The sequence below is a fragment of the Desulfovibrio desulfopostgatei genome, from assembly GCF_053570645.1.
Map to the genome: position 1 here is coordinate 3,280,672 of NZ_JBRBQS010000002.1, position 22,388 is coordinate 3,303,059.

Below are 22,388 nucleotides of genomic sequence, written 5' to 3' on the forward strand. Positions count from 1 at the left end.
AGCTATGGTTATTCTTCACCGTCATCGTCAGCACTGTCGTCAGCAAGCCCTTCGGACTCGGCAACAACAGTCGCAGAAGCGACATCGGTCAAATCGTCATCGTCCATTTCGGCGCTGGCGTCCCTGCCGGTCTGCCCGCCTTCGTCCACACGGTCAAAGCCCACCACATGACCGCCTTCATCAAGGCGCACGAGCATAACGCCCATGGTGGCGCGGCCCTTGCTGCGCACATCGTCAACGCCGATGCGCACGATCTTGTTGGAAGAGGTCAGCAGGATAAGACCATCGTTGTCGCGCACAGGCATTGCGCCAATCACAGGCCCGGTCTTGGCCGTCACCTTGAAGTTAATGATGCCCTTGCCGCCGCGCGATTGCAGGCGGTAGAGATCAACGCTGGTGCGCTTGCCATACCCATTGGCGGAAATGGACATGATTTCGGTGGTCTGGTCGATATCCTTGACGATAACCGCCGCCACCACAAAATCCTGCCTGCGCAGGGCAATGCCCTTGACGCCCGTGGCCACGCGGCCCATGGGACGCACATCGTTGCAGGCAAAGCGGATGGAGAAACCGTCCGCCGTGGCCAGAACAATGTGGTTGTTGTCGCGGATGGGGCGTACCACCACAAGTTCATCATCCTCACGCAGGCCCACGGCCATGAGGCCTGTCTTGCGGCACTTGGCGTACAACGAGGCGGAAGAACGCTTGATCATGCCCCTCTTGGTAATGAACAGGAAGAATTTGTCTTCGGCAAATTCGCGCAGGGCGAGAACTGTCGTAACCCACTCGTTTTCTTCAAGCGGCAACAGGTTGTTGATATGCACGCCCTTGGCCGTGCGGCTGCCCTCCGGCACCTGATGCACCTTGAGCTGGTGCATGCGCCCCTTGTTGGTGAAGAGGCACAGATACTGGTGATTGGTAGTGGACAAAAATTCCTGCACGTAGTCGTCATCCGAGGTGTGCAGAGCCGCAATGCCCTTGCCGCCGCGTTTCTGTTGCTGATAATTCTCAAGCCCGGTACGCTTCATGTAGCCACGGCGCGACAGCGTGATGACCACTTCTTCGTCAGGGATGAGATCTTCAATATCAATGTCGGTCAGGGCTTCGCGCAGCACTTCCGTACGGCGGGGCGTGGCGAAATTATCGCGGATTTCGGCAATCTCACGCTTGAGTTCGCTGCGCAGCACTTCGGCATTTTCCAGAATGGAACGGTAGAATTCGATCTTCTGCAGCAGATCCTTGTATTCGTTCATCAGCTCTTCGCGCTGGAGACCCGTCAGGCGCTGCAACCGCATTTCAAGAATTGCCTTGGCCTGCACTTCAGAAAGCGCAAAACGCTCCATCAGGGCATTACGGGCTTCTTCCGGATTGGCGGAAGCGCGGATAAGGGCCACCACTTCATCGATATTGTCGATGGCGATGCGCAAGCCTTCCAGAATATGCGCGCGGGCTTCGGCTTTTTCCAGATCGTAACGCGTGCGGCGGATGACCACCTCACGCCTGTGATCCACAAAGCAGGAAAGCGCCGTCTTAAGGTTCAGCAGTTGCGGGCGGTTGTCCACCACGGCCAGCATGTTGATGCCGAAGCTCGTTTCCAGCGGCGTGAACTTGTACAGGGCGTTGACCACAATGTCGGGGATGGTGCCGCGCTTGAGGTCAATAACAATGCGTATGCCCTTGCGGTCGGATTCATCGCGCAGGTCGGTGATGCCGTCAATCTTGCGGTCATTGACCAGAGCCGCGATTTTTTCCACCAGAGAGCTTTTGTTGAGCCCAAAGGGAATCTCGCGGATAACTATGCTCTGCGCGCCCTTTTTGCGGTCTTCAATTTCAATGCGCCCACGCACCTTAACCGTGCCGCGCCCGGTGTGGTAGGCATCGTACAGGCCTTTGCCCGCGTAGACAAAACCCCTGGTGGGGAAGTCCGGCCCTTTCACATAATCCATGAGCTCATCGATGCTGCACTGCGGGTTATCCAGCAGCAGTTGCAGGGCATCGCACAGTTCACCCAGGTTGTGGGGCGGAATATTGGTGGCCATACCCACGGCAATACCCGAGCTGCCGTTGAGCAGCAGGTTGGGAACCTTGCTCGGCATGACCGTCGGTTCCTGAAGGGTGTTGTCGTAGTTGGGGCGAAAATCCACGGTGTTCTTGTCCAGGTCGTTCAAAAACTCCTGGGCAAGCTTGGACATACGCACTTCGGTATAACGCATGGCAGCAGCGGCATCACCATCAATGGAGCCGAAGTTGCCCTGCCCGTCCACCAGGGGATCGCGCATGGAAAATTCCTGCGCCATACGCACCAGTGCGTCGTACACGGCAGAGTCGCCATGCGGGTGATATTTACCGATAACGTCACCGACGATACGCGCGGATTTTTTGTGCGGACGGTTGTAGTTGTTGGCAAGTTCGTACTGCGCAAAAAGAATACGCCTGTGAACCGGCTTAAGGCCATCGCGCGCATCCGGGATGGCGCGCCCTATAATGACCGAAAGGGAATACTCCAGATACGATTTGCGGAGTTCTGTTTCAATGCTGATCTGCGGCTGCTGCATATCTGCCACTGCGGGCCTCGCTGCTGTTATTTGGGGGCTGGAAGGGCAAGCCTTCCTGAATACAAAGGGCCTGAGCCCTGCTGCATCCCCATTTTACGTGTCATGCGGCGAAAAACCTTGTTAAAAATCCGGCTTTTCGCTTCACGCTATTGATATATTCACAGGAAAGCGTGTGGAACTGTCCGGCACGGACAGCCCCACACAGATTCTCCTTTTAAATATCCAGATCCTGTACGGCTAGGGCGTTGCGCTCGATAAAATCGCGGCGCGGTTCCACCCGGTCGCCCATAAGTTCCACAAAGGCGTCAGAAGCTTCGTTGGCATCTTCCACCGAAACTTGCAGAAGCACGCGATTTTCCGGGTTCATGGTGGTCACCCAGAGCTGGTCGGGGTTCATTTCACCAAGACCCTTGTAGCGCTGGATATTGATGCCCTTGCGGGCTTCATCAAGCACCATGCGCATGAGCGTAAACAGGTCTTCTGCGGCAACTTCGCCGTCTTTTTTGCGCAGGGTAAAGGCAAAAGAGCCGCACTGCTGGCGCAGTTCGTCAAAGAGCTGCCAACCCTGCTTGTAAAGACGGGAGGAGAAAAACTCCATGCCCCTGCGGGTGTGGTGCCCGCCGGTATTTTCAAACACGGCAAACAGGCGCTCTTCCTCGTCTTCGCTCTTTTCCCGCTCAAGGGTGAGCATGTAACCGTGACTGTTGAGCCATTCGGTGAGCTCGCTGTCCTGATTTTCAAGGTTATGAGCGTCAATCTGCTTTTCATGGGTCACAAGGGCCATGAAGAGGTCACGCGGGGTGCCGGACATTTCGGCATCGTTCACGCGGCCTTCGGCCTTTTCAATGTGTTCCATGAGGCTGATGAGCTCCTTGCCTCGGAATTCCTTGCCGTTGGAGGCCACCACGGTCACGTCTTCGCTCACGCGGGTGAGCAGAAATTCGTTGAGCGCGGGGTCGTCCTTGATGAACTTTTCCATGCGCGAGTTGTGCACACGGTACAAAGGCGGCTGGGCGATGTAGACAAAGCCGCGCTCCACCATTTCCTGATACTGCCTGAAGAAAAAGGTCAGCAGCAGGGTGCGGATATGCGCTCCGTCCACGTCGGCGTCTGTCATGATGATGATTTTATGGTAGCGCAGCTTGTCGAGGTCGGTGTCTTCCTCGCCGATGCCAGCGCCCATGGCGGTGATGAGCGCCTTAACTTCCTTGTTGGCAAGCATTTTGTCAAAGCGGGTGCGTTCCGTGTTCAGGATTTTGCCGCGCAAGGGCAAAATAGCCTGGTTTTTGGGATTACGCCCCTGCTTTGCAGAGCCGCCTGCCGAATCACCTTCCACGATGAACAGTTCGGATTCAATGGGATCCTTGCTCTGGCAGTCGGCAAGTTTGCCGGGCAGCGAGTTGTCGGAAAGCGCGCCCTTGCGGCGGACAAGCTCCTTGGCGCGGCGGGCTGCGTCCCGCGCCCGCGAGGCGTCCACGGCCTTGTCGATAATGAGGCGGATATCCTTGGGATTTTCCTCAAAATACACATTCAGGCGATCATACACCACACCGGCAACCAGACCGGCAATCTCACTGTTGCCAAGCTTGGTCTTGGTCTGCCCTTCAAACTGGGGCTGGGGCAGCTTGACGCTGATAACGGCGGTAAGGCCCTCGCGCACATCATCACCAGACAGCGAGGTGTTCTTCATCTTTTTGACCAGGTCGGCCTGGCCTTTGATGTAGCCGTTGATGGCGCGCGTGAGCGCAGTACGGAAACCCACAAGGTGGGTGCCGCCTTCCTTGGTGCGAATGTTGTTGGCAAAGGTGAAAATATTTTCCTTGTAGCCAGCATTATACTGCAAGGCAAAATCCACGGTAACATTATCAACAATGCCTTCACCAAAGATAATGGGGTGAATGCCCTGCTCGCCGGAGTTGAGGTCGCCCACAAACTGGCGGATGCCGCCCTCGGCATGGAACACATGGGTTTCGCCGATGCGCTCGTCGATGCATTCGATTGTCAGGCCCTTGTTAAGATAGGCCAGCTCTTCAAAGCGCTTCTTCAATGTTTCATATGAAAACTCGAGAACTTCAAAAATCTCTTCGTCAGGTTTGAAGCGAACGGTGGTGCCGTGCCCTTCAACGAAGCCCTCGCTGATAACCGCCAGTTCGTCCTGCGGTACGCCACGGGCGTAGTGCTGGCGATAGCGTTTGCCATTGCGGCGCACAGTTACTGTAAGCTCTTCAGAAAGGGCGTTGACGCAGGAAACACCCACGCCGTGCAGCCCGCCCGAAACCTTGTAGCTCGAGTTGTCAAACTTGCCGCCAGCATGCAGCTTGGTCATGACCACCTGCACGGCGGGCACGCCTTCCTTGGGATGGATATCCACAGGGATACCGCGCCCGTCATCGCGAACAGTCACGCTGTTGTCAGCATGCAGAATAACAGTGACCCGCGAACAGAAGCCGGCCATGGCTTCGTCAATGGAGTTGTCCACTACCTCGTACACCAGATGGTGCAGGCCGCGCGCGTCTGTAGAGCCTATGTACATGGCCGGGCGCTTGCGCACAGCCGAAAGGCCTTCCAGAATGGTAATGGAAGAGGCGTTGTACCCGCCGTTGCCGGTTTCAGGAGCCATTAAACGTCTTCCTCGCTATAGTAGGTCGTTTCAGAAACCTTCATGGGCATGATGATAACCGTATAATCGGCATCATCGGCGCCGCGGATACCGCAGGGGCCTTCAGAGCCGGTAAGCATCATGTCGATCTTTGCAGAAACAAAGTGTCCCAGCACGTCAAGCAGGTTGCGCGTGGGGAAGGCAATGCGTTTTATATCGCCATTATAAGCAACTTCAAGGCTTTCATTGGCCGAGCCCACATCCTGCCCCTGGGCGGAAAGCAGGGCTTCCCCGGCAGAAAGATCCATGTAGGTGCAGCGGTCGCTCTCGGTATTAAAAATGAGAATACGACCAAGCGCTTCGATGGCTTCCTTGCGGGCAAGAGTCATGGGGTGCATGTCTTCGCTGGCAAGCTTGCTCATGAAGATGTTGTAATCAGGGTATTCGTGGGCGGCGCGGGGCAGGCTGAGCGTTTCAGCGCCATCCAGGCTGCGCAGATACAGGCGCTTGTCGGTGATGTTCAGTTCAATTTCATCCACGCCAAGCCATTTTTTAATGTCCGCCAGGTATTTTTTCTGGATCAGCATGCCCCCTTCGGGCAGGCGCTCGGCCAGCTCGTCATGGGTAAAGGAAACAAGGGCAAACTGGTGGCCATTGAGACCGCACACATCGATGCGTCCGTTACCGCGCGGCTTCATGCACAGGCAGGCAATGGCGTCCATGGCGTCGTCGTCGCTGATGCAAAAGCCCACCTTGTCCAGAATGTCCTGCAAAAAGTCGCCAGACCAGGTGACGGCGTTTTCAGCAGGAAAGGCAGAAAAATTCTGAAACCACTCCGCTCCGCTCACAGGCAGCTTGTAGGTGCGACGTCCCTGTTCCAAAAGCAGATTGCCAGAAGCTTCATCAAGGGTGAGGTGCAGAACACCCGTGGGCAACTGACGTACAAGATCCACAAAGGCTCTGCCCTGAACGCCTATAAGGCCAGGCGCGGCCACTTCGGCAGGATAGCGCCCGGTAAATTCAATGTTGGCGTCAGTGGACATGACTGAAAGGCTGCCTTCTTCAGCCTTAAGCCAGATGGAGCGCAGATACTGCGCCCCTGCCTTGGCAGGAATGATGGCAGCTGCCTTCAAGAGGCCTTCGATGATCTGCTCTTTGTTTACAGTAAGTTTCATATGTTTTTTCCTTACTATTATAGTCGTCTGTGTCTATGTTCTTAAGACAGATAACTTGCTTTTATTATTGAAAAATCAAGTGAACATCCCAACACCGTCCAAAGAAACACCGGGAACATTTTCCCGTATTTTCGCCCGGTTGGCGGGCTGCTATTGTGCCTTGAGCTCCAGTTCTGTCACTAGTTGTTGGAGCGCTTTGTCACTAACTAGAATTTTCTTAATTTTTTTAATAGCATATATGACAGTACTATGGTCTTTTCCGCCAAAGGCCCGGCCGAGTTCCGGGTAGGAAAGACCCAGCTTGCGCCTGCATATATACATGGAAACCTGCCGCGCCAGCACGAGGTCTGGCCGGCGTTTGCCGCCAAGCACGTCTTCGGGCCGCAGATTCATGGCCCGGGCCACTACGCCAAGAATTTCCAGACAACCTGGTGTTTTGTCGGCCACGCCCGTGCGCACAATGTTTTCAAGGTCTGCCTGCGACAATTCGCACCCTGTAACGGAACAAAAGGCCGCCACCTTGAGCAACAGCCCCTGCAACAGACGAAACTGCGAACAGCGCTGCGCAATGAACAGCAGCTGTTCCCGCGTGAGATTCATGTGCCGTTCTTTGCTCATGGCCTGGAGATAGCGCATTCGCACATCAAGATCAGGCTCCATGAGTTCTACCACAAGCCCGCTTTCAAGGCGCGAACGCAAACGTTCGTCCAGAGCCTTGAGAGCCTGCGGCTGACCCGTGCAGGCAAAGACCATCTGCCCGGGCTTGCCGTCCTGCCCGATGCTGCGTGGGCAGGCATCCATGCAGGATACCAGTTTACGTTGCCATGCCGGCTGCCCGGCAAGATCCTGAATATCATCCAGCAGCAGAACATCACACTGTTGCCAGAAAATTTCCGGCCTGCGCACCCATGCCGGATTGTCTGCGCAAAAGCGCGCAGCCGCAGCAATAATTACGCGGCTACCTGTATGCCCTTCTGCCAGGGTGGCTGCCATGGATCGCAAAATATGGCTTTTGCCTGTGCCGCTGTGCCCACAGAGCAGAAAGGGATTGTAGGCCACATCGGCGCGTCTTTCTGCAATCTCCTTGGCGGCAGCCAGGGGAAAGGCATTTTTTGCATTGGCAATAAATGCTGTGAAGGCATCGTTTTCAATTCTGGGCGCTGCGGGGGTATCCGTGCGCACCATAAAATTTTGCTTGTTCTGATCGGCAGTTTTTTGCTCCACATGCGGGAGCGACCATGTTTGCGCGTGCCCCAGGGCGGGCTGCTCGTATACTATTTGCGGAAGCTTTTTGTCGGCAAAGCGGCAGGAAAGCGCCTGTTCAAAAAGATCGCGCTTTTGCTGGTTGAACCACGCGGCAAAATAAAAGTGGGGAAAGCCGACGGTTAGTGTATCGCCTTCATGACGCAGGGTAAGGGATTCCAGCCAGTCTCCCCTGTCGTTGGCTTTTTGCTGTGCCAGTATGTCCCGCAACTCGTTTTTCAGCATAGCGTATGTGGCCTGTCCATAGGCCTGTGGATAACTGTTCCTTCCGGGGTATTGCGCCAAGACATGCCAGCATTTCAGGCAGGGCCCACAGGCCTTGTTTGCCGGATTTGGCGCGGTTCTCGCCATGAAGGAACAAAGAGCATGCATACCATAAAGCTTAATATGAAACAAGTGCCGCCATATCCAATGGCCTCCAGGCTCCCCGTCCGGCGGTGAAAAACAGGGAGGATCGATTATATGGGTCAACGGCATGGATACAGTTTTTATAATATATTGCATTACCTGTTAAAATCTGTGCAAAACCTCAATGCCTGTTAAGGCGGCTGGACAAGGAACACCACGGCAGGTATACGTTTGCAATGTTTTTGCACATGAAGATTCGCTGGATACTGGTTGCGGCCCTGTTTCTGCTTTTTGCAGGTTTGTTTGCCTGGGAAAAGGGTTGGCTTCCGTTCGATCCGTTACAGGCTGACATCCCCGTTGCGGGCGGGCAGTCTTCTACTGATCAGGCAGCGTCTGCCGACGGCGGGGAGAACCCTGCCAATGTTACCAAAGCCCAGGGGGCAGAAGCCGCCTCTCAGGCAAATATTGCTGAAGGTGACGGAAATACCGGAACAGACCTGACGCAATCCGCTGCGCCGGACGCTGCAAATCCAGATGAAGAATCTGCCGGCCCTGGCGAAGAAGTGGTCAAGGGCACGGTTGAGAAAGGTGATACTGTCATCAAGATTCTTGCCGGGGCAGACAGCCAGGCCGTGCAGGATTATATAAGCGCCGCGCGCCGTGTGTTTTCCATGCGGGCTTTTCGCGATGGCCAGCCCTACGTGGTTGTGACCGATGCCGCCACGGGCAAGGTAAAGCGTTTTGAATACGAAATAGACAGCCGCCGCCGTTTGGTGGTGGAGGGCATGGAACAGCCCGTGGCCCGGGTGGAGGCCATTGAATATGTCACCCTGCTCACCACCATGAGCGCCACTATTGACGACAATCTTTTTCAGGCAGTGGCCGATGCCGGGGAAAGCCCGCAAATGGCCCTTAAGCTGGCAGAGCTTTTTGGTTCGGAAATCAACTTTATCCGTGATCTGCAGGAAGGCGATTCTTTTTCGGTGCTGGTTGAAAAACGCTACCGGGAGGGCGAATACAAGGGCTATGGGCGTATTCTGGCCGCGCATTTCACCAACAAGGGTAAAACCTTTGAGGCCTACCTGTTCCGCGAAGGAAACAAGGCCGCCAGCTATTATAACAGCAAGGGCGAAAACGTCCGCAAATCACTGCTGCAGGCTCCCCTGGCATTCACGCGCGTGACCTCGCGCTTTACAAAAAACCGGCTCCATCCCATATTGGGATATAGCAGACCACATGAAGGTGTGGACTATGCCGCTCCCACGGGTACGCCAGTCAAGGCTGTGGGTGAAGGTGTTGTTACGCAACGTGGCTGGGCTGGCGGCTATGGTAACCAGGTTATTGTGCGTCATGGCGGTGGGTTGGAGTCTTTGTACGCGCATTTGTCCGGCTATGCCCGGGGCCTGCAAAGCGGGCAGAAGGTGCGTCAGGGCCAGGTTATTGGTTTTGTGGGCATGACGGGCCTTGCCACTGGGCCGCATCTTGATTTCAGGCTGCGGCAGAATGGTAAATTCGTAAATCCCGCCAAGGCCATTAACCCCAGAGGCGAACCGGTCAGCAAGAGCGCCATGAGCGCCTTTGAAAAAGTTATGGCTGTGGAACTGGCAGCGCTTAAGGGAGAAAAAACTTTTCCCGAATATACTGTGGACAGCATTGTGGTCGACAAGGTGGATCTGCCGCAGCCTGAAAAATCATCTGAGCCGGAACACAAGACAGAAAAGCGCAAAAAGAAACATAGAAACTAGTTTATGTTAAGCTCGTAAAGTTTTTTCCGACAGGCACGCCACATCTCGCAGACGGATGTGCGGCATTGAGGCGGACTTTCCGCCCAGGGGGGCTTTATGACATACTACGACCCAGCATCCGGGCTTTCTGTTATCGTGCTGCCGGGTTCTCCCGGCAATCCGGACTCCATTACGTACTACCCCTCCATTATCAACGATTCCACGGCGGCTGCGGAAGCCCTGCTTGCGGAAGAAAGCGCCAAATCCTTCATGCAGACCCAGTGGCGGCTCGCCGCCTCCAACATGGTGGGGATTGGCGTTATTGCCAGCGGTTGGGCCTGAGTGTCGTTTGTCACGAAGATGCGAATTTTTTGTTAATTATTCAATATATTATATAAAAAATATAACATATTGACCACTTCCATGCTGATATTTCAAGGCAGGCCTTTGCCCAAGCAACTGCCAAATCTGGCTGAAAGTTACACTGTTTTCCTCCTTTTTTGCTGCAAGTAACTGAACATGGCCTGTTTTGGGCCTTGGCGGTTGCATTGTGAAGCGCGAAACGATACAAAAATTCTCATGTCATCGCGCCGTCTTCTTTTTCTTACCCCCGCTCAGGCAGTCACTGCCGTCTTTCCAGCGTTGCGAAATGCGGGCTATGAGCTTGGCATTGCAGAAAATCTCAAGGGCGCTTCCGTTTTTATAAAAAAATCCGGGCCGGACGTGATTTTTTCACGCCCCGCGTTGCCGGGTTTTCGTGTGGAAGATCTGCTTGCAGTTGGCGCGGAAGACCCCAATTTTCCCCCGGTCATAATTATTACGGACAAAGGCAGCCCTGAAGAGGCCGAGAGGCTCATGGGCCTGGGCGCGCGGGACTACTGGCTTGAGCCGCTGGATGTGGACCGTGTGGCTGCTGTGGCAGGCCAGAAGCGCAAGGCTGCCCCGGTTCCGGCTGTGTCCACCCTTGGCGGACACAAGACCCGTCACGAAGGTTCCGGCCCGCGTATTGTGGGTGAGCATCCGGCCATTGCCCGTGTGCTGCAACTGGCCCGCCAGGTTGCCGGATCGCGCGCTACAGTGCTGATTACCGGTGAATCGGGGACTGGTAAGGAAATGTTTGCCCGCTACCTGCATGCCATGAGCAAGCGCGCGGAGCAGCCCTTTGTGGCCGTGAACTGCGCCGCCCTGCCGGAACACCTGCTTGAGAGCGAGCTTTTTGGGCACGAGAAAGGCGCGTTCACTGGCGCCATTGCCCGCAAGCCTGGCAAGTTTGAACTTGCCGATGGCGGCACCCTCCTGCTTGATGAAATTTCTGAAATGGATCTGGCCCTGCAGGCAAAGCTCCTCCGTGTGCTTCAGGAGGGCGAGATCGACCGCGTGGGCGGCACCGAGACCATCAAGGTTGATGTGCGCGTGCTTGCCACTACCAACCGTGATCTTGAAGGCTGGGTAAAAGAGGGCAAGTTCCGTCAGGACTTGTATTTTCGGCTGAACGTTATTCCTCTGCGGCTGCCTTCGTTGCGCGAGCGCGGGGATGACGTGCTGGAACTGGCCAGGTTTTTCATAGGCATGTATACGCGTGAATACCAGTTGCCTGCCGCCCCCCTTTCTGAAAGCGCAATTGCCTGGTTGCAGCAGTATGATTTTCCCGGCAATGTGCGCGAACTGCAAAATCTGATGGAACGCGCAGTGCTGCTGGCTAATGGCCGACCTGTTGAGCCTTGCCATTTTCTGCTTGAGAATGAAGACTGGCCGCTGTTTGAAGAAGAAGCTCCCCAGTCGGCTGCTCTGGTGGAAGAAGCCCATGCCAACGCATTGGCCGCTTCTGCGGCTGTTCAGGATGTTGACGCACCACGCTCGGGTGAATATGCCCCGGCACCGGGCGTACCGGCTGGAGAGAACCGCATGCAGGGCGCAGTGATCCCCTTGCACGAGATGGAGCGCATCATGATTCTCAAGGGTCTGGAGGTAACCTCCGGCAACCGTACGCAGGCCGCCGATCTTCTGGGTATTTCAGTGCGCACGCTGCGCAACAAGCTGAACGAATACCGCGCTGCCGGGCACCCCATCGACTGATATTGCACGGATAATTTTTTCTGACATATATAAAAACGCCCGCAGATGCGGGCGTTTTGCGTTACGTGCTCTGGTTCTCGCCTCAATTCTGAAGTGGGCGCGCGGAGGGCCTTTTGCAAGGCTACCCCTCCCCCGCAACCACCCACCATGAAGGGCACTAGCTGTGGATGTCGCAGCAGCTTTTGGCGAGTTTGTCATAAAGCCATGTCATGTCCATTGAACCGTGTTTTTCAATTGATTGCAGCTTTTTTAAACCAGCTTCCGTAATTTTGCGGGCCTGTTCCGCCACAGAAGCTGCCTCCTGCCGACGGATGGACACAATGCCGTCCGCATCCGCCATGATCAGATCACCGGGCTGAATAACCACGTTGCCCATGCTGACAGGTATGTTGATTTCGCCACAGGCGTCCTTGTATGGCCCGTTGGGCGACACCGCCCGCGCGTAGACGGGAAAATCCGTCTGCCGCAGGGCTTCGGCATCACGCACGGCTCCATCAATGACAAAGCCTGCCAGACCGCGCGCCTTGCCAAGTGCCGCTACAATTTCACCAGCTACGGCTCTTTCCGTATAGCCCGCGCAGGATATTACCAGCACGTCGCCGGGCCTGGCGTTGTCTACAGCATAGTAGAGCAGCAGATTTTCACTTGCTGGCAGATTGACGGTATAGGCTGTACCCAGAATGCGGTTGTTGTTAAAGGGCTTGAGTGCTGATGGCAGGGCGGCGTTGCGGCCCAGAGCATCGCAGATATCCGCAACTGCCAGATCAGCATACTGGCGTATAATTTCAGACGAAAGGCGGTCAATCTGACAGTTGATGGCATACCGCATGTTTTGTCCCCTGCGCTGAATGCTTGCCCACCTTTGCCAAGCGGGGTTGATCAAATGTCTATACGGTAATGCTTAACAACATCCTCATTCACGTCTATGCCCAGCCCCGGCGCGTCAGAAACTGTTATTTTGCCGTGGACAGGCCGGAAATCCGGGCTGATGAAGCTTTCTTCAATGGGGGTGGTGCAGATTTCCATTTCGTTGCCAAAGGGGTTTGCCATGACAAAATGGGCTGTGGCCGCCACACCTGCGCCGTAATAGAACGAGTGGGTTATCAGGGGAATATTCCAGGCTTCTGCCATGCCCAGAATTTTGCGGCAGCAGGACAATCCTCCGGCCTTGATAACGTCGGGCTGTAAAATATCAACGGCGTTTTTTTCAATCAGGGTTTTGAAGCCATAGTGGGTGTATTCATTTTCGCCTGCGGCAATGCTGATGTTGCTGTGTTCGCGTATGAAGCTCAGACCATCATAATCATCCATGGGGCTGACGGGCTCTTCAAGCCAGCGGAGGGAATATTTTTCCATGCGCTGCGCCATGGTCACCGCTTCCCGCCTGCTCCAGCAGCCGTTGACATCCAGCGCAAGTTCAACGTTGCCGCCAATGGCTTTTCTCGTTGCCGCCACAGATGCCACATCCCGCTGGTGCAATTTGACCATATGATAGCCGTCTCCGGCCTGGGCCGCGGCGTCTTCCGCTGCTTCTTCCGGCGTCGGGTATGGAGGGAGGCTGGCGTATCCACGAATGGAACTGTGGTGCGCGCCCCCGAGTAATTTGTAGACCGGGAGGCCGCTCATTTTTCCCAGGATGTCCCACAGGGCGATTTCAACGCCGCTGATGGCGTTCAGTACCATCCCTTTGCGCCCGTATCTGAAGGTGGCGATGTACATTTTTTGCCACAAGGCATCGATGCATGTAGGGTCAGCGCCCATCAACCGGGGTTTGAGAGCTTCAACGATGAATTTTGCCACGGCGCATGGCGTGAGCCGCCAGGCTTCGCCAATTCCGGTTATTCCTTCATCCGTGTGAATTTTTACCAGTACATGGCCGTCGCTTTCAGTGTTAAAACATTTTTCAGATTTTGAAGCCTTTATTTTTTGCGGAATGCGCAAAGGTATAGCCTGCACATCAGTAATTTTCATCCCACACATCTCCATGTAATGCAGTGAATCACAACAAACTTGCCGATGTTCTATTCAGGCATGTTTCTAAAAAAACATGCCTGTGGGCGTGGGTACATTGAGCAGTTTCACAAAGCTGAGCCAGATCAAGAGGCAAAATATCAGGGAATACAGCGTGCTGACTTTGGCCAGATGCCCAATACCTTTGTTTTTGTCGCCCAGAATCATGGACGTGCAAAAAATAAAGGCAGCCGTGCTGACAAAGAAGCCAAGGATTGATAACAACACCGCGTAAATCAACGCTATTGCGGCAATTATTGCTACCTTTTTCCAGGCAACGGCTTCGGTTTCACAAGAAGTATTGTCACGCCGTTTCAGGTATATCCCCTTACCGACAAACCACACCCCGCCAAGCGCGATCACCGTAAGAAGCGCCGCAGGAAAGACGCGCGTCACGTCTTCCAGCTCTTGCATCTGCACGGCGAAAGCGGCGCTGATTGCCAGAAAACACAGTCCGCACAGGATATCTTGATTGCTTTTACACATTGGCATTCTCCGGGCGTTCATCCTGACAGCGACATTTTGCTTCATTTTCCTGCATACGCAGTTTTTTCAGGTGCAGCAGATACGGGGTGGCCAATGAAAGCGCCAACGCAAGCACAAGCACCTTGCTGATGGTGCTGTTGAGCATGATGGCAGGGAGGCCGCCCGGCACGGAGTGGGCAAGATCAAGGCACTTGCCAAGGTTTTCTTCAATCATGGGCCCCAGAATAACGCCCAGGGCCATTGCCCCGGTGTCCATGCCAAGCTTGCCGCCAAAAAAGCCCACAAAACCGAACACCATAACAACCCATATGTCGATTATGCTGTTGGAAATGGCATAAGCGCCAATATATGACAGAACCACAATGCCAATGGCCACAAAGGTCAGCCTCAGCGTCAGCAGTTTTGCCATGCAGCGGCACAGAACAAAGCCAATGGGAATCATGAGCAGATTTACGGCAAACTGCGAAAATATGAATGTGTAGGCCAGATCGCCTGTGGCAGAAAAAATCTTGAATCCAGGCTGGATGCCATGCGCCATAAGCGCCCCAAGAATCACGGCTGCAACGGCGCTGCCGGGAATCCCCAAGGTCAGCATGGGGATAAGAGAACCACCGATGACCGCATTGTTGGCGCTTTCAGACGCGGCAACACCCTCTATGCATCCCTTGCCGTAAATGGAAGGATCTTTGGCCCATCGTTTGCTCTCATTGTATGCGATGATGGAGGCAATTTCTCCGCCTGCTCCGGGCAGCATTCCCACCCATGTGCCAATAAGCGACGAGCGCAGCAGAATTTTTTTGCATCGGCGGGCGAGGTATGAGGCTGTTTTTCCAAACGTGCCCTTGCGGGGATTGTAGTCAGCCACAAATGTTTTATCAGTACCAATCAGATAAAGCACTTGCGAGAACGAAAAAAGGCCAATCATGCACGGGATGACGGAAACACCCTGAACCAGGCCGTAAGAACCAAATGTGAACCTGGGTACGCCAGCATTGGGATCAATGCCAATGGTGGAGATAAGCAGCCCTATCGCGCCAGAAACAATACCCTTGCCCATGTTTCCGGGGCTCATAACGGCAATGGTGCTCAAACCAAAAAGACACAGCCAGAAATTTTCCGGCCCGCCGAATTGCAGGGCAAATCGAGCCAGAGCGCCAGCAAGGAACAAAAGGAAGAATACACCTACAATGCCGCCAAACGCAGAGGAAAGCAGCGAGGTATACAGGGCTTTGTCCGCTTCGCCGTGTTGCGTAAGCGGCCAGCCGTCAAAAGTTGTGGCAACAGAAGAAGGCGTACCTGGTGTGCAGATGAGCACCGCCGAGTTGGAACCGCCGTAAATGGCGCCTACATAAATGGCGCCGAGCATGACAAGACCCGAGGTAGGATTCATGGCAAAGGTCGCGGGGACCATCAGGGCAACACCCATGGTAGCCGAAAGACCCGGCAGGGCGCCAATGACTATGCCGCCTGTGAGGCCGACAACCATAAGGAAGATATTCAGGGGATCAATGAGGTTCAGAAGCGATGGAACGATAAACTCGGTCATATGTGGCTCCTGGGGACAGGATGGCCAGTCTGCTGCCCATCCTGTCCAAAAAATCTATTTGAGTAGGCCGGCTTCTGAGAGCAGAGCTTTGTCTTTTTCCTCGACAGATCGGATGTAGGCTGCTGTGGCAGCTCCATCCAGGTACTCCGCAGGTTGGCCGGCTTTTTTCATGTCCGCCAGATATCCGGGATCGTTGCAGATTTTCTTAAAAGTTTCCCGCAAAAACGCCATTTTGTCCGCGGGGGTGCCCTTGGGGGCAGCAAAAATGCGCCGTATGTCAGAAACAAGATTCACGTTTTGTTCACGCAGGGTCGGCACATCGGGCAAAAAGTCATTGCGCTTTTCTGCCGCAACATTGAGCACATTAAATTCGTCAATGGAGCGCATGACATCGTTGATATTGCCAAAAATCAGATCAACTTCGCCGCCAAGCAGGGCCGCGTTCTGATCAGCGGCTCCTTTATAAAAAACACGGCTCAGCTTCACATCAGGGAAGAGTTTGTTGAACTCCAGAAACATCAGATGATGGCCGCTCAGCGGGCCGACAAGCCCAACCCTGACTGCATTGGGAGAAGCCTTTGCGGCATCAATAATATCCTTGAACGACTTGAACTTACTTGACTTAAGCACGGCGATGCACTGTGGGTCGTTGACCACCTGGGCAATGTATTCAAAGCTGTCTGCATTGAAAGAGGCGCGCTGTGCAAGGGATTGAAGTACGAGATGCGGGACGTTAAGGCCGCCGATGGTGTAGCCATCAGGGTTTGCCTTGGCTATTTCCGTAAAGCCGATAATGCCGCCAGCGCCGGGTTTATACACAAACACCCAGGGTTCTTTGACATATTTATCCCAGTACTTTTGCATGATGCGTGCTTGAACATCACTGGAGCCACCTGCGGTAAAAGCAATGATCATGCTGACGGGTTTGTCTGGGTACGCGGCGGCAACCGGATGGGCAGCCATTGAAATGAGGGAGAGGGCGAAGAAAAGGCAAGGTAAAATGGCTTTGAACTTCATCTAGGCCTCCTTTTCGAAAGCAGTATCATTCCTTTTTTGGGGAGGAAAGTATCCTGGGAAAGCAACTTTCCCAGGATACATAACGCAACTTAGGCGCTTTCGTACAAACGGGTCATAATGAATTCTCTGTGTCCCAGAACTTCAGCGGATGTATTGCGTCCATTGCAGGTGCGGAACATCATTTCAAGCAGCTTGTCGCCAGCGGCATCAAGGTTGATTTCGCGGCGCAGAATACCGGAAACGTCAACATCGATGTGCTCGCTCATGGTGCGCACGGTACGGGGGTTGGCCGAAAGTTTAATCACCGGCAGAATGGGATTGCCGATGATGTTGCCCTGGCCCGTGGGGAAAAAGTGCACCACAAAACCGGAGGCCGCGCAGAGCGTAACCATTTCAGCAGCGGCGGAAGAAGAATCCATGAACCACAAGCCGGGGCCGGTGGGCATTTCAGCCTTGTCGAGGCAGCCGATAACAGGGGCTTTGCGGCCAATTTTCTGCACATTGCCCAGGGCTTTTTCTTCAATGGTGGTCAGGCCGCCTTCAATGTTGCCCTTGGTGGGCTGGGAGTCGCTGAGATCGTCTGTTTTGTGGTCGTCCACAACCTTGGCGTAGCGGTCAAAAAAGCCCTTGAACTTGGCCCGGACCTCATCGTTGGCGCAACGTTCCATAACCAGATGTTCGCCGCCGGTGATCTCAGTGGTTTCACCAAAGAGGGTGGTGGCGCCCTTTTCCCACAGTTTGTCAAAAGCGTTGCCAACGGTGGGGTTGGCGGCAATACCGGAGGTGGTGTCGGATTCACCGCACTTGGTGGAAACCCACAACTCGTTTACCTTGCATTCGGTGCGTTGCAATTCGGTGGCGAAGTGCATGAATTCCTTGGCCTTGCGGGAGGCGCTGCAAATGGTTTCAAGGTCGCCGTGCTGTTCGATGGCAAATCCTTCAACGGGCTTGCCGGTCTTGGCGATACCGTCTACCACGCGCTTGGTCCACTGGGGCTCAATGCCGATAACGATAACGGCGGCAACGTTGGGGTTGGAGCCCACGCCGATCAGCGTGCGGAAATGCAGGTCAAGGTCTTCGCCGAACTGAAGGCGGCCATAAGCGTGGGGAAGAGCCAGGGTGCCCTTGACGTTGTTGGCTACCGCTTCGCAAGCGGCGTTGGAAAGATCGTCCAGGGGCAGAATGATAACGTGGTTACGGATGCCCACGCGGCCATTTTCGCGGCGATAGGCCATAAATGTCTGTTGCATCAGATCACCACCTTTTGGTTTTGACGTTGTGGACATGCAGGTGCTCGCCACGCTTGATGGGCTGCACAACCTTGCCAATGTCAGTGCCGTACTTGATGACGGTGTCGCCCACAGCCATATCCTTAAGGGCAATCTTGTGGCCGATCGGAATGTCGTTCAGCGTTTCAAAGTCGATGCTCTGGTTGCCGTCCATGACCCAGCCATTGAGCTTGTCGCCTTTCTTCACCCCTTCGACAACGATAACGCCGACGCTATCGCCGGGTTCGTGAACCACAAAATGGGTTACCATACCGCTCTCCTTTAATAACATTGCTATAAAAAAGTTTTTTGAAGCAAAAACTTAATGGCAGTATGAGCAAAACAAGAGTACATTTTGCAAAATTATTAGTTTGCATCTGTGGAGTATTGTATATCCACACATAAATACCAATAATATTTTCTGCCTTTAAGCCTTGCTGCAAGATATAGAGCAATTGGTGTGCCAAAAAGTATGCTGCCAGATATCTCATGAGAATGATGGACTTATTTTCACAAACTTGATTGAATAACCAGTGAATACATTGATTTATTGGTAAAAATGATTATATTTGGGCATAAAATTACCCAAATACAGGCGGACAGAATGAAATATAAAATTACCCCTAAGGGGCTGAGCAGCCCCTCTCTCACTGTCGGACAGGTTGTTCACCATCTGGCGCGCATTGTGGCCGGAAAAATCGACAGGAACGCTTTCTTTCAGATTTTATCCAAACAACTTCGTGAACTTTTTCACTATGACAGATTTTGTATTAATCTCTATGACGCAGAACGGGAATTTCTGAACCTGTTCACCGCTGCGGACGGAACCGTGGTAGAATCGCTTTCAAATACGCGCATAGCGCGCAACACGGTTGCTGGGCTTGCCATATCCTCGCGCAAACCTGTGGTTATTAATGACCTTTCTGTGCATAATCTGGGCGATGGCCCCATGCCGCTCTCGTCAGTGGGCCTTAACGCAACTATTGCCCTGCCCCTGATCATCAACCGCGAGGTCATTGGCACGCTGCACGTCTCCTTTGTAAAACAGCCTGATAATATTGTTGAGATTCTGAATTTTCTTATTGAGCTTACGCCAGTGCTCACGGCTTTTCTGTTCGCAGTCCTGGCTGAGGAACGCATGGCAAAGGTCAGGCCAGTGACGGAGCATTCCGGCAGAATGCAGGATGACTCAAGCAGTATTCTGCTTGAAAGCAAGCTGCTCGAGACGCCGCCCATGGTGCGCACAATGGCTGTGGTGCGCAAAGTTGCAAAGTTGAACATTCCCGTGCTTATCACCGGAGAAACAGGCACGGGTAAAAGCATGCTGGCGCGTTGGCTGCATCGTCACAGCCCGCGAAGGGAAGAAAACTTCGTAAAGGTCAACTGCCCTTCTATCGCCCCCACGCTTTTTGAAAGCGAAATGTTCGGCTATGCAAAGGGTGCTTTTACCGGGGCCACAGCCAAGCGTATTGGCCGTATTGAACTGGCCCAGCACGGGACCCTGTTTCTGGATGAAATTGGCGAACTTGCGCCGGAAATGCAGAGCAAACTGCTGCTGGTCATGGAAGAAAATTCCTTTGAGCGCGTGGGCGAGGCTGAATCCACGGGCGTGGACATCCGCGTAATTTCAGCCACCAATATTGATCTGGCAGCAGCCATGGCCGAGGGGCGACTGCGGCGGGATCTGTATTACAGGCTCGGTTCAGTGGTTGTGCGTATGCCTTCGCTACGGGAGCGCAAAAGCGATATTCCCCTGTTTGTGGACCACTTTATTCATCAGTTCTCCAAGGAGTACGAGATACGCCCTCCCCGGCTGAGCCGTTCCGTGGTGCAGGCCCTGCACGGGCATTCATGGCCCGGCAATATCCGTGAACTGCGCAATGTGGTGAGCCGTATGCTGCTTCATTCGCTGGATTCGGCGGTCACGGAGGATTTTGTTTTGGAGGCCCTGCACCAGTGGGAACCTGAATCTGCTGAGAAACAGCCTTGCGAGTCAGCCGTTTCTGAGGCGGGCGGAATTTCTGGGAGCGTTGCTGCCCCGGTATCTGGCGGCCCAGGCAGCGTGCAGGCGACAGCCCCGGAGCGCCTCCCCACACTTGAAGAAAATGAGCGTGCCCATATCGAACGGGCGTTGCGCCAGTCCGGCGGGCGAATTTCGGGGCCGCGAGGAGCAGCGGTGCTGCTGGGCGTGCCGCGCTCTACCCTGCAACACAGGATGCGCAAGTTGGGTATGGACAGGTAGCGTTTTTTGCTCCCGCTCGCGGTGCCGCAAGTCGATAGGTGGCTATTTTCTTTCGTACTGTTCCTGTTGTTGAGTTTCCCACAGTTTGCGCTTATGATGCCTCCCTATCTTTTGGGAAATACCGCATCTCGGAGTAAGCATGCTTGAGTATATCCGTTCCAATTCGCAGTCTCTTGGCGTCAAACTGGCTTTTGGCCTCATTATCCTTGTCTTTGTTTTCTGGGGCGTGGGCAGTATGAAAGACCGGGGCGCGGGCAATGTGGTCGCCATGGTTAACGGCGAGCCCATTACTGTGCGTGATTTTGAACTCGCCTATCGCAATGCGGAAGAATCCGTGATGCGCAACAACCCCGGCGCAACGCGCGAGCAGGTTCGTCAGGGGCTTGGCCGTCAGGTGCTGCGCGATCTGGTCAGCCAGACTCTCGTGCGTCAGGAAGCTGCCAGCGCGGGCATTACCGTGACGCCGCTCGAGCTGCGCATTGCCGTGGGGCAGATTCCGGCTTTTCAGAATGCCAAAGGGCAGTTTGACCCTCAGGCCTACAAGCGGGTTTTGGAAATGCAGCGCATTTCGCCCGCGCAGTACGAGCATGACATGAGCGAAGACCTGCTGCGGCAGAAGCTCTTTGCCCTTGTCACTGCCGCAGCATGGCATGACCCTGCCGAAGCCCAGAACCGCTACAACTTCCTGCGTGAACAGCGGGTGCCTGACTACATCTTTATTCCTGCTGCCGATTTCATGGCAAACGCCAAGCCTTCGGATGCGGAAGTAACCGCCTATTACGACAGCCACAAGGCTGAATTTGCCATTCCTCCCAAGGTGGACGTGGCATATATTCGTATTTCGCCAGAAAATCTGGTCAAGCCCGAAGCCATCAGCGAGGTTGACGCCCGCAAGTGGTACGATGCCAATCTCGCTCGCTTCAACCAGCAGGAAGAGGTCAAGGCCGCGCACATTCTTGTGCCGCTGGCCGAAGACGCCGCCGAGGCGGACGTAAAGAAGGCCCAGGAATCTGCTGCGGCCATTGAAAAAGAACTCAAAAGCGGCAAAAGCTTTGCCGATGTGGCCAATGCCCACAACGGCCCCAATGCTGCCGGCCCCGGCGGCGAGCTTGGCTGGATCAAGCGCGGCACCACGGTCAAGCCTTTTGAAGACACTGCCTTTGCCCTTGAACCCGGCAAGGTTTCCGCGCCTGTGCGCAGCCAGTTTGGCCTGCACATCATCAAGGTGGAGGAAAAGAAGGGCGGAGACACGCAGCCCTTTGCCAGCGTTGCCGCCGACGTGCGCAAGGCCATTGCCAAAGAACAGGGCGCGGACAAACTGCGCGATGTCCTTGATAACCTCATTGAAGACAACATCCTCGGCAAGCCGCTTGAAAAAAGCGCGCAAGCCCTGGGGCTGGAAGCCCAGCAAACGGGCATGGCCTCTGCACAGGAGCTGCAGCAAAAGATGGGCATCAACGCCGAAGCCGCCGCGAGTCTTGAAAAGACCCCGGCCAATTCGCCGGTGGACAGGGCGCTTGAAGCTGGTGATGCCTATGTGGTGGCCCGTGTGCTCAAGGCTGAGCCCGCATCCACCGCGCCGCTTGAAGCTGTGAAAGATAAAATTTTTGCCCGTTTGCAGGGCGAAAAGGCCCTTGCCGAAGCCATGCGTGCGGCAGCGGAGCGCCGCAAGAACCTTGCGGACGGCCCCATCAATCCCACGGTTAAGACGGGCATGGGCATCAAGACCGCTAATCCCATGGATCGTAGCGGAAGTCTGGCAGATTTTGGGGCAGACCCCGAACTTGCCGCGGCCCTGTTCCATGCCAAGGTGGGCCAGTGGCTGCCTGCGGCTTTTGCCGTCAACAGCCCCAAGGACGGTCAGGGCGCCGTACTCGTGCATGTTGGAGCTGTGCAGCCTCCCGATCCCGCAGAGTGGGACATGATCAAGGACATCATGGTCAACGCCGTGGAGCGCGAGCGCCTTCAGGGCATGTATGAAACTTTCATGCAGCGCCTGCTTTCGACCGCCAAGGTTGAAGTGCACAACATGGATATTGTGGACAGAAAGAACATGTAGCTCTGCCCTGCCGATGGCCC

The 22,388-nt window shown here is 54.6% G+C and carries 16 protein-coding genes; 5 read left to right on the forward strand and 11 right to left on the reverse strand.

Annotated elements, in window-relative coordinates; all coding sequences use genetic code 11:
* Positions 1-8 precede the first annotated feature (8 nt).
* The 4 genes from gyrA to ACUZ9Q_RS14290 form a co-directional block, all read right to left on the reverse strand.
* Positions 9-2,555: a DNA gyrase subunit A gene (gyrA, locus tag ACUZ9Q_RS14275; RefSeq protein WP_192113231.1), complete on the reverse strand. Its 2,547-nt coding sequence runs from the start codon at positions 2,553-2,555 to the stop codon at positions 9-11.
* Positions 2,556-2,769: 214 nt separating this feature from the next.
* Positions 2,770-5,175, reverse strand: a complete 2,406-nt coding sequence (gyrB, locus tag ACUZ9Q_RS14280) for a DNA topoisomerase (ATP-hydrolyzing) subunit B (protein WP_227118187.1) — start codon at positions 5,173-5,175, stop codon at positions 2,770-2,772.
* Positions 5,175-6,329, reverse strand: coding sequence for a DNA polymerase III subunit beta (gene dnaN, locus ACUZ9Q_RS14285; RefSeq protein ID WP_192113142.1), 1,155 nt, complete (start codon positions 6,327-6,329; stop codon positions 5,175-5,177). Before dnaN ends, gyrB begins: the two co-directional genes overlap by 1 nt.
* Before the next feature lie 150 nt (positions 6,330-6,479).
* Complete coding sequence (locus tag ACUZ9Q_RS14290; protein ID WP_300553703.1) at positions 6,480-7,817, reverse strand: DnaA/Hda family protein; 1,338 nt, start codon at positions 7,815-7,817, stop codon at positions 6,480-6,482.
* Between the two features lie 371 nt (positions 7,818-8,188).
* Between ACUZ9Q_RS14290 and ACUZ9Q_RS14295 the strand changes: the two genes are divergently transcribed.
* The 3 genes from ACUZ9Q_RS14295 (at position 8,189) to ACUZ9Q_RS14305 (ending at position 11,740) form a co-directional block, all read left to right on the forward strand.
* Positions 8,189-9,685 carry a M23 family metallopeptidase gene (locus ACUZ9Q_RS14295; RefSeq protein WP_449248088.1) on the forward strand — a complete coding sequence of 499 codons (1,497 nt, stop codon included), beginning with the start codon at positions 8,189-8,191 and terminating at the stop codon, positions 9,683-9,685.
* Between the two features lie 96 nt (positions 9,686-9,781).
* Positions 9,782-10,006: a hypothetical protein gene (locus ACUZ9Q_RS14300; RefSeq protein WP_027180870.1), complete on the forward strand. Its 225-nt coding sequence runs from the start codon at positions 9,782-9,784 to the stop codon at positions 10,004-10,006.
* Positions 10,007-10,243: 237 nt separating this feature from the next.
* Positions 10,244-11,740 (forward strand): sigma-54-dependent transcriptional regulator, encoded by a 1,497-nt coding sequence (locus ACUZ9Q_RS14305; RefSeq protein ID WP_192113145.1) that lies wholly within the window; start codon positions 10,244-10,246, stop codon positions 11,738-11,740.
* A 157-nt stretch (positions 11,741-11,897) separates the two neighbouring features.
* On the opposite strand, the gene ACUZ9Q_RS14310 is transcribed toward ACUZ9Q_RS14305, so the two are convergent.
* From ACUZ9Q_RS14310 to ACUZ9Q_RS14340, 7 genes are all read right to left on the reverse strand, one after another.
* Complete coding sequence (locus ACUZ9Q_RS14310) at positions 11,898-12,569, reverse strand: RraA family protein (RefSeq protein ID WP_449248089.1); 672 nt, start codon at positions 12,567-12,569, stop codon at positions 11,898-11,900.
* A gap of 50 nt (positions 12,570-12,619) precedes the next feature.
* On the reverse strand, positions 12,620-13,711 hold the full coding sequence (locus ACUZ9Q_RS14315) for a mandelate racemase/muconate lactonizing enzyme family protein (RefSeq protein WP_449248090.1): 1,092 nt from the start codon (positions 13,709-13,711) through the stop codon (positions 12,620-12,622).
* Positions 13,712-13,777: 66 nt separating this feature from the next.
* A complete protein-coding gene (locus tag ACUZ9Q_RS14320; RefSeq protein WP_225530014.1) occupies positions 13,778-14,281 on the reverse strand; it encodes a tripartite tricarboxylate transporter TctB family protein in 504 nt (167 codons plus the stop codon).
* Positions 14,229-15,782: a tripartite tricarboxylate transporter permease gene (locus ACUZ9Q_RS14325; RefSeq protein ID WP_227118179.1), complete on the reverse strand. Its 1,554-nt coding sequence runs from the start codon at positions 15,780-15,782 to the stop codon at positions 14,229-14,231. The genes ACUZ9Q_RS14320 and ACUZ9Q_RS14325 overlap by 53 nt, the downstream gene beginning before the upstream one ends.
* 54 nt (positions 15,783-15,836) lie before the next feature.
* Complete coding sequence (locus ACUZ9Q_RS14330; RefSeq protein WP_449248091.1) at positions 15,837-16,799, reverse strand: tripartite tricarboxylate transporter substrate binding protein; 963 nt, start codon at positions 16,797-16,799, stop codon at positions 15,837-15,839.
* A gap of 89 nt (positions 16,800-16,888) precedes the next feature.
* Positions 16,889-18,049, reverse strand: coding sequence for a UxaA family hydrolase (locus ACUZ9Q_RS14335; protein ID WP_022659048.1), 1,161 nt, complete (start codon positions 18,047-18,049; stop codon positions 16,889-16,891).
* A 4-nt stretch (positions 18,050-18,053) separates the two neighbouring features.
* Positions 18,054-18,338, reverse strand: coding sequence for a UxaA family hydrolase (locus ACUZ9Q_RS14340; protein ID WP_192113150.1), 285 nt, complete (start codon positions 18,336-18,338; stop codon positions 18,054-18,056).
* 333 nt (positions 18,339-18,671) lie between these two features.
* On the opposite strand from ACUZ9Q_RS14340, the gene ACUZ9Q_RS14345 reads away from it, so the two are divergent.
* Together ACUZ9Q_RS14345 and ACUZ9Q_RS14350 are read left to right on the forward strand one after the other, a co-directional pair.
* Complete coding sequence (locus ACUZ9Q_RS14345) at positions 18,672-20,309, forward strand: sigma-54-dependent Fis family transcriptional regulator (protein WP_192113151.1); 1,638 nt, start codon at positions 18,672-18,674, stop codon at positions 20,307-20,309.
* A 139-nt stretch (positions 20,310-20,448) separates the two neighbouring features.
* Positions 20,449-22,368, forward strand: coding sequence for a SurA N-terminal domain-containing protein (locus ACUZ9Q_RS14350; RefSeq protein ID WP_449248092.1), 1,920 nt, complete (start codon positions 20,449-20,451; stop codon positions 22,366-22,368).
* Positions 22,369-22,388 lie beyond the last annotated feature (20 nt).